Genomic DNA, 14,903 nt, shown 5'->3' on the forward strand with positions numbered 1-14,903 from the left:
AAGGAACGGGGCTGGCATGAGGAAAGCACGGTGGATGGGGATGGCGGCAGTGCTGCCGATGGTGGCGATGGTGGCGATGGTGGCGATGGGGGCAGCGGGTATGGCACAGGCCGCCCCGGCCTGTCACACGGTGCGGATCGTGGTGCCGTTCCCGGCCGGCGGCCCGGCCGACCAGCTTGCCCGCACGCTGTCGCAGGGGCTCCAGCAGCTACCCCACCGCAAGGCCGCCACGATGGTCGTCGACAACAAGCCCGGCGCCAACGGCAATATCGGCATCGACGCGGTGCGCCGTGCGGCGGGCGATGGCTGCACCTGGCTGGTGGTGCCGGCCGGCAACCTGACCATCAACCCCACGCTGTTCCCCGCGCTGTCCTATCAGGTCACGCGCGATTTCCGGCCCGTCTCGCTGCTGGCCAGCTCGCCCAACGTGCTGGCCGTGAACCCGGCGGTGAAGGCGCGCACCGTGCCGGAACTGATCGCGCTGGCGAAGCAGGCGGATCAGGCGAAGTCGCCGCTCGGCTACGCCAGTCCCGGCGTCGGCAGCGGCCTGCATCTGGCCGGCGAGCTGTTCCGCAACAAGGCCAGCGTGACCATGCTTCATGTCCCTTACAAAGGCACCACCCAGGCCGTGACCGATGTGGTGGGCGGGCAGGTGCCCGTGCTGCTCGGCACGTGGCCCACGCTGGCGCCGTTCATCCAGTCCGGCGCGCTGCGCGCGCTGGCCGTCACCCAGTCGAAGCGCTCTCCGGCGGCGCCGGACGTGCCGTCGCTGGCCGAGCAGGGCATGCCCGGCATCGACGTCAGTTCCTGGTACGCCCTGCTGGTGCCGTCCGCCACGCCCCAGCCGCTGGCCGATGCGCTGGCCGCCGATGTGCGCACGCTGTTCGCCACCGCGAGCGTGCGCGATGACCTGAAGCGCCAGGGCCTCGAGCCCGTGGCCAGCACCCCCGACGCCCTGGCCGCGCGCATCCGCGACGACACCGCGGCGTGGGCCACGCTGATCCGCACGTACCACATCACGGCGGAATAGCCTCCGGGCGTCCCTCAGACGCCCCTCCCCGAGTTTCCAACCCAGTCGTACCTGGCCGCACCCTGCGCCGTGCAGGGTGGCCTGCGGCCGTCATTTCAGCGTGACTTCTTGCACGAGCGAGGGCAATCATGGATTTTGTGTTGAACGGAAAAGCGACCCGCTTCGACGGCGACGGCGATACGCCGCTGCTGTGGGTGATTCGCGATGACGCCGGCCTGACCGGCACCAAGTACGGCTGCGGCATCGGCGCATGCGGCGCCTGCACCGTGCATGTGGATGGCAACGCGCAGCGGTCGTGCGTGACGCCGGTCTCCAGCGTGGCGGGCCGCAAGGTCACCACCATCGAAGGGCTCTCGCCGGACCGCTCGTCCAAGGTGCAGCAGGCGTGGATCGCCAAGGACGTGCCGCAGTGCGGCTACTGCCAGTCCGGCATGGTCATGGCGGTGACGGCGCTGCTCAAGCAGAATCCGCACCCCACCGACAAGGAGATCGACGCCTCGGTCAGCAACCTGTGCCGTTGCGCCACCTACCACCGCATCCGGGAGGCCGTTCATGCTGCCGCAAAGTAACCCCATCGCCAGCCCCGCGCGGCGCGGCTTCCTGAAGGGCGGCATGGCGCTGGCCGGCGCGCTTTGCATTCCGCTGCCGGCGCTGGCCTCCCGCACCGTGGACAGCGGCCCGCACGGCACGCATGAGATCACGGACTGGATCTGGATCGAGCCGAACGGCAAGATCACGCTCGGGCTGTCGCAGTGCGAGTGCGGGCAGGGCGTCTAYACCGGCATGCCGCAGGTGCTGGCCGATGAACTGGACGCCGACTGGCAGCAGGTGGCCGTGACCTTCGTSACCGGCCGGGACGCCTACCGCACCGGCGCCGCGTACGAGGAGCCGCAGCAGTTCGTTGGCGCGTCGATGTCCGCCACGCTGTTCTACCAGCGGCTGCGCRTKGCCGGMGCSCAGGCGCGCGAGGTACTGGTGATGACCGCCGCCAAGCGCCTGCAGGTGCGCCCGGGCCAGTGCTACACGGAGAAGGGTCGCGTCTATCACGGCGCCACGGGCCGCTCGTTCAGCTATGGCGAGCTGGCCGAAGAGGCGGCGAAGCTGCCGCTGAACCCCACGCCGCGCCTCAAGAACGAAGCCGCGCACCAGTTGATCGGCAAGGACCTGCAGCGGCTGGACACCCCGGCCAAGGTCGACGGGTCCGCCGAATTCGGCATCGACGTGAAGGTGCCGGGCATGCTGTACGGCGCGCTGAAGTTCGCCCCCACCGTGACGGGCARGGTCACCGGCCTGCGCAACGCCRAAGCCGTCAAGGCCATGCCGGGCGTGCAGGCCGTGGTGCAGGCGCCGGACGCSGCCATCGTGGTCGCCACGAGCTACTGGCTCGCCAAGAAGGGCGCCGATGCGCTGGAGCTGGAGGTCGATCCCGGCYCGTCCAGGTCGCTCGACAGCGACCAGATCCTGGCCGCGCGCCAGGCCGCGCTCGGCGCCCCCGAGGCCGTGGTGGCGACGCAGCTGGGCGACCCGGACGCGGTGCTGGCCGCCGGCGGCAAGCTCGTCGAGGCCGATTACCACACGCCCTACATCGTCCACGCCACGATGGAGTCGGTGAACGCCACCGTGCACGTGCGCGAGGACGCCATCGAGGTCTGGGGGCCGATCCAGGGCCAGGACTTCGTGCGCAACGCGCTCGGCAAGCTCTACCAGCGCAAGCCCGAGACGATCATCGTCCACACCACCTTCCTTGGCGGCAGCTTCGGGCGCAAGTTCCTGCCGGACTTCGTGGTGCACGCGGCGCGGGCCTCGGCGGCGGTGGGCAAGCCGGTCAAGGTCATCCGCTCGCGCGAGGACGACATCCGCCATGGCTTCTACCGGCCCGGGGTGTCGGGGCGCTTCCGCGCCGTGCTCGACGACAAGGGCCTGCCGCGCGCGCTGCATGCCCGGCTGACCGGCCAGTCGCTCTACGGCGTGATCAAGGCCGAGCGCATGGCGAAGAACGGCGGCTGGGACGAGACCATGCTGGAAGCGCTCTACGACTGCGTCTACCGCGTGCCCAACCTGAAGGTCGACATGATCGACGTGAAGCAGCCAATTCCGGTCAGCTTCATGCGCAGCGTGGGCTCCACGTCGAGCATCTTCATGCTGGAGAGCTTCGTCAACGAGATGGCCGACGCGGCCGGCATGGACCCGTACCGCTACCGCCGCGCGCTGCTGGCGCACAACCCGCTGGCGCTGCGGGTGCTGGACGCGGCGGCCAAGGCGGCGAACTGGGACCGCAAGCCGGCGCCCGGGGTGTCGCGCGGGTTCACGTTCAACCTCTACACGGGGCGGGGCGAGGCATTCCAGACCTATGTGGCGATGGCGCTGGAGCTGGAGCGCAGCGGCAAGGCGTTCCGGGTGCGGCGCGTGGTCTGTGCGGTGGAGTGCGGACGGGCGATCAACCCGAACCTGATCCGCGCCAATATCGAGGGCGGCATCGGCTTTGCGCTGACCAACACGCTCAAGAGCGAGATCACGTTCAAGGCGGGCGTGGTGCAGCAGAGCAACTTCCACGACTATCCGCTGCTGCAACTGGCGGAGATGCCGAAGRTCGACGTGGTGATCGTGCCGAGCGACCGGCCCCCGCAGGGCTGCGGCGAGGTGTCGCTCGGCCCGGTGGCGCCCGCCGTGGCGCACGCGCTGTACTTGGCGACCAAGGCCCGGCGCAGGTCGATGCCGATGAAGCTGGAGGCTTGACGGTGGCCCGCTAGCGGGAGAGGGGCCGGGGGAGAGGGGCGGCGTATCCCGAAGCCGTTTAGCGCTTGCCCGCCCGATACCCCAGCAGCGCCGACAGGTCCTTCGCTGCCGCTTTCACTTCCTTTTCCACCCGTTCGCGCAGCGTGCCGTCCGCCTCGAAGCGCTGCTGCGGGCCGGCCACGCTGATCGCGGCGATCACGTCGCCCGTGGCATCCATCACCGGCGCGGCGCAGGCGTCGATGCCCGGCTCGAAGGCCGAGAAGCTCCACGCGCAGCCGCGCTCCAGGTCCGCGCCGAGGATCTCCGCCAGCCGGGCGTGCGTGGCGGGGCTCTGGCCGGTCACGGTGGGCAGGGGGTCATCGCCCAGCCGCTCGCGCAGCGCCTCGGGCGACAGGTGCGCAATCAGCATCCGTCCCGGCGTGGTCAGGTGCGCCGGCACGCGGCTGCCGACCTGGATGTTGCTGACCAGCCCGGTGTTGGGCATGTCCCGCAGCAGGTAGAGCACGTGGCCGCCGTCCGGTACCGCCAGATAGGCCGACAGTTGCAGTGAGCCGCTCAGCTGCGCCAGCACGCGCCGCGCGAAGGTGGTGAGGTCGTTCGCCGCCAGCACGCGTGACGCCAGCTTCAGGAACGAGAACCCCACCGTGTGCCCGCCCTGCGGCAGCCGCTCGACCATGCCCTCGTGCTCCAGCGTGGCCAGCAGGCGCATCACCGTCACGCGGTTCACGTCGATGCGCCGGCCCACCTCGCTCAGATTGGCCGTCGAGCCGCCTTCGGCAATGAAGCGCAGCAGCCGCAGGCCGCGCATGACCGGGGTCACGAGCGCCTGCGACCCGCCGCTGGCATCGTCGCTATCGAACGCATTGGGGTTGTCGAGGGAGTCGTCTGGCGCGGCGGTCTTGGGCATCGGCACGTGGAAAAGAAAAACGGAACGGGTGCAGGCAGGATCAGCCGAGCGCCACGTTCCAGGCGTTGTAATCGTACACCCAGTCCGCGTTGCCGCCGGCCTTGAGCCACTCGTTGCCGCGCGAGCCGATCTGGATGCGGCTGGTGCGGTCGTGGCGGGCCGCCTGGTAGCGCGCCAGCGCCTCGGGGATGGTGTCGTCGCTGGCATCGGACAGGCAGCGCGCCAGCACCACGCCGTCCTCGATCGCCATGCCGGCGCCCTGCGCCATGAACGGCATCATCGGATGGCAGGCATCGCCCATCAGCGCGATATGGCCGGTCGACCAGGACGGCAGCGGGTCGCGCACGTACAGCGCGGAGATCAGCACGTCGTCGCAGGCGTCGAGCAGTGCGCGGGCATCGGGATGGAAGCCGGCGTAGGCGGCGCGCAGGTCCTCGACCCGGCCCGGCGTGGTCCAGGACTCGTTGCGCCAGCTGTCCTGCGCCACGGTGGCGAACACGAAGATCTCGCGGCCACGATTGAGCGGGAAGGTCACGATCTGGCTGGTCGGCTCGGGCCCCCACCACTTGGTGAAGGCGCCGAGGTTCGGCACGCCGGCCAGCTTCTCCGCCGGCACCACGGCGCGGTAGGCCACCACGCCGGTGAAGATCGGGTGTTCCTCGCCCAGCAGGGCCGTGCGGACGATCGAGTGGATGCCATCGGCGCCGATCAGCACGTCCACCTCCTCGGTATTGCCGTTGGCGAAGCGCAGCGTGGCGCCGCGCCCGCCGTCCTTCGGCGCGACGTGGGTGGCCTTATGCGCCAGCCGCACGCAGGCGCCCGGCACGGCGGCTTCCAGCGCGGCCATCAGGTCGCCCCGGTGCATGGTGAGCTGCGGCGCRCCGTAGCGCTGCTCGGCTTCGTCCGACATGGCGAGGCGGGAGGTTTCCGCGCCGGTGTCCCAGGTGCGGCTGATGCGGTGCGTGGGCCGGGCCGCCGTTTCGCGCAGCGCGGCGCCCACGCCCAGGCCGTCCAGCGCGCGCACCGCGTTCGGCGTGAGATTGATGTCCGCGCCGACACGTGCGAACCGCGCCGCCTGCTCGTAGACCACGACATCCATGCCGAGCTTGCGCAGGGCRATGGCGGCGGCCAGTCCGCCAATGCCGGCACCGTTGATGCCGATCTTTCCTGAAACCATGGGGGCGCTCCGTCTTGTGGCCGATGCGTTACGCGTCGGCCGACTGCTCAATGAAATGTTCAAATATGAACGACAAGTTCATAAAAAGAATATTGAGCATGGCGCGCCCCGTCAAGCGGGGAATCGAGCTATCTATTTAGGTGGCATCGCGGCGTGACGGTTCGATCGCCTGCTGAAGCGTGCGCGTCACCGGCGTATCGGTGGGGCTGACCACCGCATAGGAGTAGCGGCCCTGCCGCCAGTACTGCGCCAGCAGGTTGCCGTCCTGCCGGTTGCCGTTGCCGAAGCGCAGCAGGTTGCCCGGCGGCCGTACGTAATAGACGATGGTCTGGCCCTGGTCGTTGCGGTACAGGACCATCGCCGCCGTGCCCTGCTCGGTCGGCATCAGCCGCCCGCCGGCGGGCCGGAAGCCGTACTGGGTGAAATCGGGCAGCGGGGCGGGCTGGACGAAGTGACGGTCGAGCCAGGACTGGAGCGCGCGCGGATCGGTCGCGCTCACATCCACCACCTGCGGCCCCTCGCTGGCCGCGAACATGCGGTAGGCCTGCACGGCGTCGGCCATCGGCAGATAGTTCTGGCGCATGGCGAGTTCGCGGGTCTGCCAGCCGCCCACGCCGCCGATGCCGAGCGCCATCACCAGCGAGGCGGCCACGGCCATGCGGCGCTGCGCGCGGTCGCGCAGGGTGCGGCGGATGYGGAAGGGGTCGAGCCGCGCSGGGGTGTCCGCCGGGGAGGGCTCCGGCAGGCTCGCGCGCAGTTGCTGGGCGGCGGCCCGGATSGCGTCGATCTGGCGGGCGAGGTCCGGGTGCGTGGGCAGCAGCGCGTCGATCTGGGCGCGGCGCGCAGTGTCGAGTTCGCCATCCACATAGGCGTGGAGTTCGGCGTCGGCGGGCATCAGGGAGTGTTGGGTCGTCTTGTGGATGGTCATTTCAGGACCTGGACGGTGGGACGGGCGGGTTGGCCTTCGGTCATGTCGCGCATGGCTTTGCGGGCGCGCGACAGCCTGGACATGATGGTGCCGATGGCCACGCCCAGCGTATCGGCGGCTTCCTGGTAGGTCAGGCCCTCCACGGTGATCAGCGTGAGCAGCGCACGCTGCTCGGCCGGCAGGTGGTTGAAGGCTTGCAGCGCGGAGCGGGCCAGCACCACGTCCTCGGTGGAGGGCGCCATGTCGGCATCGTCACCCACGCCGAACAGCGCCAGCACGCCGGCGTAGCGCTTGGCGCGGCGCTGGCCGTCGAGGAACTGGCGGTACAGGATTGTGAACAACCATGCGCGCAGGTCGCCGTCGTGGTGGCGGGCGGCGCCGCGCGACAGCGCGCGCTCCAGGCACGCCTGCACCAGGTCGTCGGCGCTCGCCTCCTGCCGGGTCAGCGTGAGGGCGAAGCGACGCAGGCGCGGAATGACTTCGCGCAGGGCGTCGTCGGTCARGGTCTGGCTCATGGCGAGTGTCCGGAAAAGTTCTTGTACCGCTTGCAGCGTAAGACGAACGGCATGGGCGCTTATTCCCGCCATGCCCGACTTTATTCCATCGCCACTGAATAAAAATGTGAAGTGTCGGAATTGTCTTACGTACATTTCAGCAGCGGTCTTCTGCTTCGATCTGGTGGGGAAACGTAACCTGCAAGTACAGCGTGGCCATGACGCAGCGAGTGTGATGCAGCGTGTGGCTAGAACAGGGTTCCGTCCAAAGGATCCACCAAGAAAAGGAGCACGACATGATGACCAAAAAGTGGCTTGCCGCAGCAATGTGTTCGATGATGTTCGCCGCCCCGGCAGGCGTCGCCTACGCCCAGGCCGGCTCCAAAGCCGACTACGACGCCGCCACGAAGCAGGCGGATGCGGACTACAAGGCGGCCAGCAGCAAGTGCGATGGCCTCAAGGCCAACGCCAAGGACGTCTGCAAGGCCGAAGCCAAGCGTGACCGTGACGTGGCCAAGGCCAACGCCGAAGCCAAGCGCGACGGCACCGAGAAAGCCCACGCCAAGGCCATGAAGACCAAGGCCGACCGTGACTATGACGTCGCCAAGGAAATGTGCGACGACAAGAAGGGTAACGACAAGGACGTGTGCGTGAAGGAAGCCAAGGCCACGCACGAACGTAACCTGGCCCCGGCCAAGACTGAGAAGGCCGCCGCCACGGGCACCAGCACCGATGTGGCCGAAGCCCGCGCCGACGCCAAGAAGGACACCGTGGACGCCGCCTACAAGGCTGACAAGGAAAAGTGCGATGCGATGTCCGGCGATGCCAAGGACAAGTGCCAGGCCAACGTGAAGGCCAAGTACGCCAAGTAATCCAATCCGTCGGATAGCCAACAGGAGTGGTACATGAATTGGGACCAGATCGAAGGCAAGTGGGAACAGGCCAAGGGCAAGGTCAAGGAGAAGTGGGGCCAGCTCACCGACGACGACCTCACGGTCATCAACGGTAAGCGGGACCAGCTCGCAGGCCGCATCCAGGAGCGTTATGGCTACACCAAGGAGCGCACCGAGGAAGAACTGAAGGCCTGGGAACGCGACACGCGCTGGTAATCCAGCACGGGCCGGCAGCGATGCCGGCAGGCATTCCGCACGGCGGGACGATCAGTCCCGCCGTTTTTGTTTCCCCACGGAGCACCATTCCCCTTCGGTGGGGCAGGGCCGTAACCGTTGCGAATTCAGCGCGGCTTAGGTCTGAATACAGCCAATTTTAGTGCGGACAGATCACGCACGCCGTACCATGGCGGTCCCTCCTGCTGCGCCGCGCGCATCGCGGCTGTGCATGTACGCGATCCTTCCCGCCTTCGTTTCCGCGATCTTCCTTGGGTATGGGCTCTATGTGCTCGTGACCCAGGGCGTGACACGCGTGTCGGCGGCGTTCTTCCTGATGTGCGTGACCACTTTCGCGTGGCAGGGCACCTGGGCGTTCCTGTTCCAGGCCACGCACCCGGACGTGGCGGTGGTGCTCGCCAAGGTCGGCTACCTGTTCATCCTGTTCCTGCCGACCACCTTCTACCAGTTCATTTGCGAGGTCACCGAGTGCCGCCGCGAGCGGCCCGCCGTGCTGGCCTCATACGGCCTGAGCCTGATCCTCGCCGTGCTGCTGCTGACCACGAGCCAGGTGGTGTCCGGCTACTACACCCTGTTTTTTGGCGATTATCCGAAGGCCGGGCCGCTGCATCCGCTGCATGTGGCGCAGACCGCGGTGCTGGCGTGCCGGTGCGCATGGCTGCTCTGGGTGGCGCGCGCCAATGCCACCGTGGAGCGCCGCCGCCGCTTCAATCTCTGTCTGGTAAGCCTGGGCCTCTATTCGCTGGCTGCGGTCGACTACGCGGTCAACTACGGCTACGCGTTCTATCCGCCGGGCGTGGTGTGCATCGCGCTGAGCCTGGGCATCCTCGCCGTGACCGTGGTGCGCTACAACCTCATGCATCCGTACTCGTTGGCGGCCACCGTGGCGCACGAGGTGCGCACGCCGCTGGCCACCATCCGCATGCAGGCGCAGGAGATGGCGCGGACCTTCCCGCAGGTCATCGAGGGCTACCGGCTTGCCGTGGCGCACGGGCTGATCGAAGATCGCCTGCGGCCGGGGCAGCTYGAGCGCATGGGCACGGTGGTGGAGGGCATCACGCGCGAGGTGGATGGCACCAGCACGGTCATCGACATGGCGCTGGCCTCSGTCACGCTGGAGCGTGTGGATCGACGCAGCTTTGCCCCGCACGGGCTGGCGGCCTGCGTGGAGGCGGCGCTGGCGCGCTACCCGTTCCAGCCCGGCGAGCGCGAGCGCGTGCACCTGGCGCCGATGCCGGCCGGCTGGCGCTTCGTCGGCTCGGACACGCTGCTGGTCTACGTGCTGTTCAATCTGCTGAAGAACGGCCTCTACGCCGTGCGTGCGCAGGGCGAGGGCGGGATCGAGATCTCGGGCGCGGCCGAGGGCGGCTTCTACCTGCTGCGCTGCCGCGATACGGGTTCGGGCATTCCCGCCGATGTGCTGCCGCGTATCTTCGACCCGTTCTTCTCGACCAAGGCGCACGGGAGCGGCAACGGCCTCGGGCTGGCCTTCTGCCGTCGCGTGGCCGATGCGTTTGGCGGCCGCATCGACTGTGAGTCCGTGCCGGGCGTGCACACCACCTTCACGCTGCGGCTGCCGCGCTTCCACGCCACGGTGGAGCCGGACAGCCCCTTCCCCACGCGCGCCACCGGCTGAACCAGCCCGACGGCGCGCGACYCATCAGTTAGTCAGCGGCGGCAGCACCAGCTCGTATTCCTTCACCTTGTCGATGATTTCCTTCGGGAAGCGCGTGATGCGCTTGTCCCGGTCCGCGAACACGATCTGCTGGTAGCCCAGCGACACCGGCCGCCCCTCCACGCAGAAGCGGAACAGCAGGTAGGCCGAGCACTGGCGCACCTGGAAGGTGTTCAGGTAGCAGTCCACGCGCTGGAACGGGAAGGTTTCCTCCACGTACTCCTGGTGGGCGCGCTTGGTCACGAACACGCCGCCGGCGGCCAGCAGGTTGCCGTGGATGCACTCGTGGAACCAGCGCTCGCGGCAGATGCCCTGCCATTCGAAGTACCGGGCGAAGTAAGTGTTCATGAACGCATTCGAATCCTTGAGATAGATGTCGATCGCATGGTGGAAGGTCTTTTGAGGCGGGGTCTCCAGTACGTCCTGGCCAAGCAGGGCCGTACCGCGGTTCAGCACTTGCGGGATCACGTCTCGCATCAACATGGAATGACTCCTTTAGATGGCTGCAAAGCGGCAGCCACGCCCGCCCCGGCGTCGCGCGGGGCATGGAGGCATTCTGCGGGGCTTTGTCACCGGCCATGGGCGGACGTGGAGGGGTAAACACACGCGAGAGCGGCGCCAGATAAGGGAGAGAGGAAGGGGTTTGCCGTAAACCCTAGTAGTCTAGCCAACTAGACTTTTATAAAGTCGCCCTATCTTATTAGTGCGCATCTCGCGCCGCGCATGTCCGACGCCGCCGCCCAACTTCTCTCCCGCAGCCGCGAGCCGGTCTATCTCCAGCTCGCCACGATCTTCCGCCGGCAGATCGAGAGCGGCGCATGGCGGCCCGGTGAGCAGATTCCGTCACTCGARGCGCTGTGTCGCGAATACGGCGTCGCGCGCATGACCATGCACCACGCCATCTCCCAGTTGGATGCCGAAGGGCTGGTCGCGCGCTCGCGCGGGCGGGGCACCTTCGTCAAGGCGGCAGGGCGTGACCGTCGCCCGCTGGCGCTGCCGACCAGTTGGGATCAGGCCGTGGCCGTGGGCGAYCGCCTGTCCACCGAGGCCATCGTCGAATCCACCGCCGACGTGCCGCTGCCGGATGACCTCGGCATGCCGTGCGACGCCCGCCGCGCCGCCGCCTATCACTTCCTGCATCGCGCCCATCGGCTGGACGGCCGGCCGTTCGCCGTGGGCGAGGTCTATATAGAAGCAGCCGTGTTCGCGCGCGAGCCCGAGGCATTCCGCCAGGGCGCCTCGGTGCCGGTGCTGGACCGCTTTCCCGGCCTCCAGGTTTCGGCGGCGCGCCAGCGGCTGTCCATCGTGGCGGCCGGCGGCGACGCCGCCAAGGCGCTGGAGCTGCCAGTCGGCGCGCCGGTGGCGGAGTTGCGCCGCTTCGCCTGCGTGGACGACGTGATCGTGTACTACGCGCGCATCGAGTTCCCGACGGAATTCGTCTGCCTAGATTTCGACTTGCTGGCATCACGTGGTTGATGCCGCACATTATTCAGATCCCACTCAACAAATAACCCGAACGGAACCCGAGACATGGAGACGACCCAATCCCCGATGAACGGCGCGGAAAGCCTGGTCAAGACGCTGCTGGCCTGCGGCGTGGATACCTGCTTCGCCAACCCCGGCACCAGCGAGATGCATTTCGTGGCCGCGCTGGACCGCATTCCCGGCATGCGCTGCGTGCTGGGTTTGTTCGAGGGGGTGGTGACCGGCGCCGCTGACGGCTACGCCCGCATGGCCGACAAGCCGGCCGCCACGCTGCTGCACTGCGGCCCGGGCCTCGCCAATGGGCTGGCGAATCTCCATAACGCACGGCGCGCGCAGACGCCCATCGTCAACATCATTGGCGATCAGGCGACCTACCACCGGCCGCTCGACGCGCCGCTGACCGCCGATACCGAAGGCTGGGCGCGCCCGGTGTCCGTGTGGACGCGCACGGCCACCCGTGCCGCCTCGGTAGGGGCTGACGCCGCCGTGGCGGTGCAGGCTGCGCGCGGCGCGCCGGGTGGTGTCGCCAGCCTGATCCTGCCGTCAGACGTGTGCTGGGATGCCGGCGGCCAGGTGGCCGCGCCGCTGCCGGCGCTGCCGGTGCCCAAGGTTTCCCCGGACGCCGTGCAGAACGCCGCGCGCGTGCTGCGCAGCGGCCAGCCCACGCTGATCGTGCTGGCCGGCAGCGCGCTGCGCGAAGCCGCGCTGGCCGATGCGCACCGCATCGCCGCCGCCACGGACGCGCGCCTGATCACGCCGATGTCCAACGCCCGCGTCACGCGTGGCCGGGGCCGGCTGGCCGTCGACCGGATTCCGTATTCGGGCGATGTCGCGCGCGCCAAGCTCGCCGGCATCCGCAACGTGATCCTGGTGGGTGCGCCGGCGCCGGTGACGTTCTTCGCCTACCCGGGCCAGTCGCCGCGCCCGTACCCCGAGGACGCCAATATCCATGTGCTGGCCCGTGCCGAGGAAGACCTGGCCGAGGCGCTGGCCCGGCTGGCCGACGAACTGGGCGCCCGCAACGCCGCGCTGCCGGCTGCCGCCACCCAGGTGCCGCGCGAGACCGCCAAGGGCGCCGTGACCTCCGAGGCCGTGGCGCAGACGCTGGCCGCGCTGCTGCCGGAGCAGGCCGTGGTGGTGGAGGAGAGCGTGAGCTTCGGCCGAGCCTTCTATCCGGGCACCGTGCACGCCGCCCCGCACGACTGGCTGCAACTGACGGGCGGTGCGATCGGCGCCGGCCTGCCGCTGGCCACCGGCGCCGCCATCGCCGCACCGGACCGCCGCGTGGTGGCCCTGCAGGCCGATGGCTCGGGCATGTACACGCTGCAATCGCTGTGGACCATGGCGCGCGAGAAGCTCGACGTCACCATCGTGCTGCTGGCCAACCGCAAGTACGCGATCCTGCTGGGTGAGCTGGCCGGTGTGGGCGCCAACCCGGGCAAGACCGCGCTCGACATGCTCGACCTCGGCAATCCGGACCTGGACTGGGTCAAGATGGCCAACGGCATGGGCGTGGAGGCCGCGCGCGCGGACAACATGGAAACCTTTGCCGATCTCTTCGCGATGGCCAACCAGCGCAAGGGCCCGTTCCTGATCGAACTGGTGATCTGACCCGCCTTCCGGAGACCCCATGCCGCAATCCATTCCTGCCGTGACCGATCCCGGTCCGGACAAGCAGTACGCCGAGGCGCTGGCCGCCGGCCAGTTCCGCATCCAGCTTTGCGGGGGCTGCCATCGCCATGTCTTCTATCCGCGCAATATCTGCCCGCACTGCGGCGGTGATGCGCTGGCCTGGACCACCCCCGCCGGCACCGGCACGGTCTACTCGACCAGCGTGGTGCGCCGCAAGCCCGACGCGGGCGGCGACTACAACGTGGTGCTGGTGGACCTGGACGAAGGCGTGCGGATGATGAGCCGGGTCGAGGGCATCGCCCCGGCCGAKGTGCGCATCGGCATGCGCGTCAAGGCGCGYGTGGCGCCGGCAAWGAGCGAYACCGAACCGGCGCTGGTCGTGTTCGATCTGGTTGGGGAGGGCTGAACCATGGCAAGCAACGGATCGCACCTGCGCGGCGGCGTGGCCATTGTCGGCGTGGGCCAGGCCGGCCTCGGCGAGGCCCATGGCAAGACCGAGATGGAAATCCTCGTGGAGGCGGCCAAGGCGGCCGTCAAGGATGCCGGCCTGTCGATGCGCGACATCGACGGCATCGCCACGGCCAGCGTCGGCGCCACCATGTGGGTCATGCCGGTGGCGGAGTACCTCGGCATCCAGCCGAAGTTCGTCGACAGCACGATGATCGGCGGCTCGAGCTTCGTCTCGCACATGCTGCCCGCGATGATGGCGCTGGAAGCCGGCCTCTGCGACGCCGTGCTGGTCTGCTACGGCAGCAACCAGCGCACCTCCACGGTGGGCCGGGCAGGCATCGGCAAGGTGCGCGCCGTGCTGGACCCGCAGCCGTACGAGAACCCCTACCAGCCGCTGGCGCCGATCACCTCCTACGCGCTGGCCGCCGCGCGGCACATGCACCAGTACGGCACCACGCGCACGCAGCTGGCCGAGGTGGCCGTGGCGGCGCGCCAGTGGGCGCGGATGAACCCCGAGGCGATGATGCGCGACCCGCTCTCCATCGAGGACGTGCTGGGCGCCCGCATGGTGTCCGACCCGCTCTCGGTGCGCGACTGCTGCCTGGTGACCGATGGCGCCGGCGCTTACGTGATGGTGCGGGCCGACCGCGCGAAGTCGCTGGCCAAGCCGCCGGTGTACGTGCTCGGCAACGCCACGGCCACCTGGCACCGGCAGATTTCGTCGATGCCGGACGTGACGGTGACGGCGGCGCAGGAAAGCGGCGCCCGGGCCTTCGCGATGGCGGGGCTCAAGCCGTCCGACGTGGACGTGCTCGAACTCTATGACGCCTTCACGATCAACACGATCCTGTTCCTCGAGGACCTGGGCTTCTGCGCCAAGGGCGAGGGCGGGGCGTTCGTCAGCGGCGGGGCCATCGCCCCGGGCGGGCGGCTGCCGGTGAACACCAACGGTGGCGGCCTGTCATGCGTGCATCCGGGCATGTACGGCATGTTCATCACCATCGAGGCGGTGCGGCAGCTGCGCGGCGAGTGCGGCGAACGGCAGGTGGCGGGGGCGGAGATCGCGCTCGTGCACGGCAATGGCGGGACCTTGTCCAGCCAGTCCACCGCGCTGCTGGGCACGGCGGCGGCGCTCTGATTCCGCTCTGACCCGCCTCCCTCACCCGCGCGGGGGACTCCCGGCGCGCGGTGAGGGATGACCCATCATCGTCCATTGTCCCGTCGGGACCATGGCGGGAACATCCTTCGCATCCACACAGCGA

At 68.9% G+C, this 14,903-nt stretch carries 15 protein-coding genes; 10 read left to right on the forward strand and 5 right to left on the reverse strand.

Annotated elements, in window-relative coordinates:
* The first annotated feature begins 16 nt into the window (after positions 1 to 16).
* From AB4Z27_RS22450 to AB4Z27_RS22460, 3 genes are all read left to right on the forward strand, one after another.
* Positions 17 to 1,030, forward strand: a complete 1,014-nt coding sequence (locus tag AB4Z27_RS22450; RefSeq protein ID WP_441645296.1) for a tripartite tricarboxylate transporter substrate binding protein — start codon at positions 17 to 19, stop codon at positions 1,028 to 1,030.
* Positions 1,031 to 1,158: 128 nt separating this feature from the next.
* Positions 1,159 to 1,599 (forward strand): (2Fe-2S)-binding protein, encoded by a 441-nt coding sequence (locus AB4Z27_RS22455; protein WP_092293420.1) that lies wholly within the window; start codon positions 1,159 to 1,161, stop codon positions 1,597 to 1,599.
* Positions 1,583 to 3,766 (forward strand): molybdopterin cofactor-binding domain-containing protein, encoded by a 2,184-nt coding sequence (locus AB4Z27_RS22460; protein ID WP_441645297.1) that lies wholly within the window; start codon positions 1,583 to 1,585, stop codon positions 3,764 to 3,766. The genes AB4Z27_RS22455 and AB4Z27_RS22460 overlap by 17 nt, the downstream gene beginning before the upstream one ends.
* Positions 3,767 to 3,824: 58 nt before the next feature.
* On the opposite strand, the gene AB4Z27_RS22465 is transcribed toward AB4Z27_RS22460, so the two are convergent.
* The 4 genes from AB4Z27_RS22465 to AB4Z27_RS22480 form a co-directional block, all read right to left on the reverse strand.
* Positions 3,825 to 4,673 (reverse strand): IclR family transcriptional regulator, encoded by an 849-nt coding sequence (locus AB4Z27_RS22465; protein WP_441645298.1) that lies wholly within the window; start codon positions 4,671 to 4,673, stop codon positions 3,825 to 3,827.
* A gap of 40 nt (positions 4,674 to 4,713) precedes the next feature.
* On the reverse strand, positions 4,714 to 5,850 hold the full coding sequence (locus AB4Z27_RS22470; protein WP_441645299.1) for an FAD-dependent monooxygenase: 1,137 nt from the start codon (positions 5,848 to 5,850) through the stop codon (positions 4,714 to 4,716).
* A gap of 136 nt (positions 5,851 to 5,986) precedes the next feature.
* Positions 5,987 to 6,778: an anti-sigma factor family protein gene (locus tag AB4Z27_RS22475; RefSeq protein ID WP_441645300.1), complete on the reverse strand. Its 792-nt coding sequence runs from the start codon at positions 6,776 to 6,778 to the stop codon at positions 5,987 to 5,989.
* Positions 6,775 to 7,293, reverse strand: coding sequence for a sigma-70 family RNA polymerase sigma factor (locus tag AB4Z27_RS22480; RefSeq protein ID WP_441593667.1), 519 nt, complete (start codon positions 7,291 to 7,293; stop codon positions 6,775 to 6,777). The genes AB4Z27_RS22475 and AB4Z27_RS22480 overlap by 4 nt, the downstream gene beginning before the upstream one ends.
* 278 nt (positions 7,294 to 7,571) lie before the next feature.
* Here AB4Z27_RS22480 and AB4Z27_RS22485 point away from each other — a divergent pair, with 278 nt between their 5' ends.
* The 3 genes from AB4Z27_RS22485 (at position 7,572) to AB4Z27_RS22495 (ending at position 10,035) form a co-directional block, all read left to right on the forward strand.
* Entirely contained in the window at positions 7,572 to 8,144 is a 573-nt protein-coding gene (locus tag AB4Z27_RS22485; protein WP_092294329.1) for a hypothetical protein, read from the forward strand.
* Between the two features lie 33 nt (positions 8,145 to 8,177).
* On the forward strand, positions 8,178 to 8,381 hold the full coding sequence (locus AB4Z27_RS22490; RefSeq protein WP_092293408.1) for a CsbD family protein: 204 nt from the start codon (positions 8,178 to 8,180) through the stop codon (positions 8,379 to 8,381).
* A 229-nt stretch (positions 8,382 to 8,610) separates the two neighbouring features.
* Positions 8,611 to 10,035, forward strand: a complete 1,425-nt coding sequence (locus AB4Z27_RS22495; RefSeq protein WP_441645301.1) for an ATP-binding protein — start codon at positions 8,611 to 8,613, stop codon at positions 10,033 to 10,035.
* A gap of 24 nt (positions 10,036 to 10,059) precedes the next feature.
* Here the strand turns inward: AB4Z27_RS22495 and AB4Z27_RS22500 are convergent, their stop codons facing one another.
* The gene (locus tag AB4Z27_RS22500) at positions 10,060 to 10,557 is read right to left on the reverse strand and encodes an acyl-CoA thioesterase (protein ID WP_092293404.1); all 498 of its coding nucleotides are present in this window, start codon (positions 10,555 to 10,557) and stop codon (positions 10,060 to 10,062) included.
* 240 nt (positions 10,558 to 10,797) lie between these two features.
* Here AB4Z27_RS22500 and AB4Z27_RS22505 point away from each other — a divergent pair, with 240 nt between their 5' ends.
* From AB4Z27_RS22505 to AB4Z27_RS22520, 4 genes are all read left to right on the forward strand, one after another.
* Complete coding sequence (locus tag AB4Z27_RS22505; RefSeq protein WP_092293402.1) at positions 10,798 to 11,550, forward strand: GntR family transcriptional regulator; 753 nt, start codon at positions 10,798 to 10,800, stop codon at positions 11,548 to 11,550.
* Positions 11,551 to 11,625: 75 nt separating this feature from the next.
* Positions 11,626 to 13,170 carry an acetolactate synthase large subunit gene (locus AB4Z27_RS22510; RefSeq protein WP_092293400.1) on the forward strand — a complete coding sequence of 515 codons (1,545 nt, stop codon included), beginning with the start codon at positions 11,626 to 11,628 and terminating at the stop codon, positions 13,168 to 13,170.
* Between the two features lie 19 nt (positions 13,171 to 13,189).
* Positions 13,190 to 13,597 (forward strand): Zn-ribbon domain-containing OB-fold protein, encoded by a 408-nt coding sequence (locus AB4Z27_RS22515; RefSeq protein WP_441645302.1) that lies wholly within the window; start codon positions 13,190 to 13,192, stop codon positions 13,595 to 13,597.
* A gap of 3 nt (positions 13,598 to 13,600) precedes the next feature.
* Entirely contained in the window at positions 13,601 to 14,779 is a 1,179-nt protein-coding gene (locus AB4Z27_RS22520) for a thiolase (RefSeq protein WP_092293396.1), read from the forward strand.
* Positions 14,780 to 14,903: the final 124 nt, after the last annotated feature.

Origin of the sequence: Cupriavidus sp. KB_39 (assembly GCF_052114485.1) — a bacterium.
GTDB lineage: Bacteria > Pseudomonadota > Gammaproteobacteria > Burkholderiales > Burkholderiaceae > Cupriavidus.

Coding starts and splice junctions, on each gene's coding strand:
- AB4Z27_RS22450 (WP_441645296.1), top strand. CDS start 17: ATGAGGAAAGCACGGTGGATGGGGATGGCGGCAGTGCTGCCGATGGTG.
- AB4Z27_RS22455 (WP_092293420.1), top strand. CDS start 1,159: ATGGATTTTGTGTTGAACGGAAAAGCGACCCGCTTCGACGGCGACGGC.
- AB4Z27_RS22465 (WP_441645298.1), bottom strand. CDS start 4,673: ATGCCCAAGACCGCCGCGCCAGACGACTCCCTCGACAACCCCAATGCG.
- AB4Z27_RS22485 (WP_092294329.1), top strand. CDS start 7,572: ATGACCAAAAAGTGGCTTGCCGCAGCAATGTGTTCGATGATGTTCGCC.
- AB4Z27_RS22490 (WP_092293408.1), top strand. CDS start 8,178: ATGAATTGGGACCAGATCGAAGGCAAGTGGGAACAGGCCAAGGGCAAG.
- AB4Z27_RS22500 (WP_092293404.1), bottom strand. CDS start 10,557: ATGTTGATGCGAGACGTGATCCCGCAAGTGCTGAACCGCGGTACGGCC.
- AB4Z27_RS22510 (WP_092293400.1), top strand. CDS start 11,626: ATGAACGGCGCGGAAAGCCTGGTCAAGACGCTGCTGGCCTGCGGCGTG.
- AB4Z27_RS22520 (WP_092293396.1), top strand. CDS start 13,601: ATGGCAAGCAACGGATCGCACCTGCGCGGCGGCGTGGCCATTGTCGGC.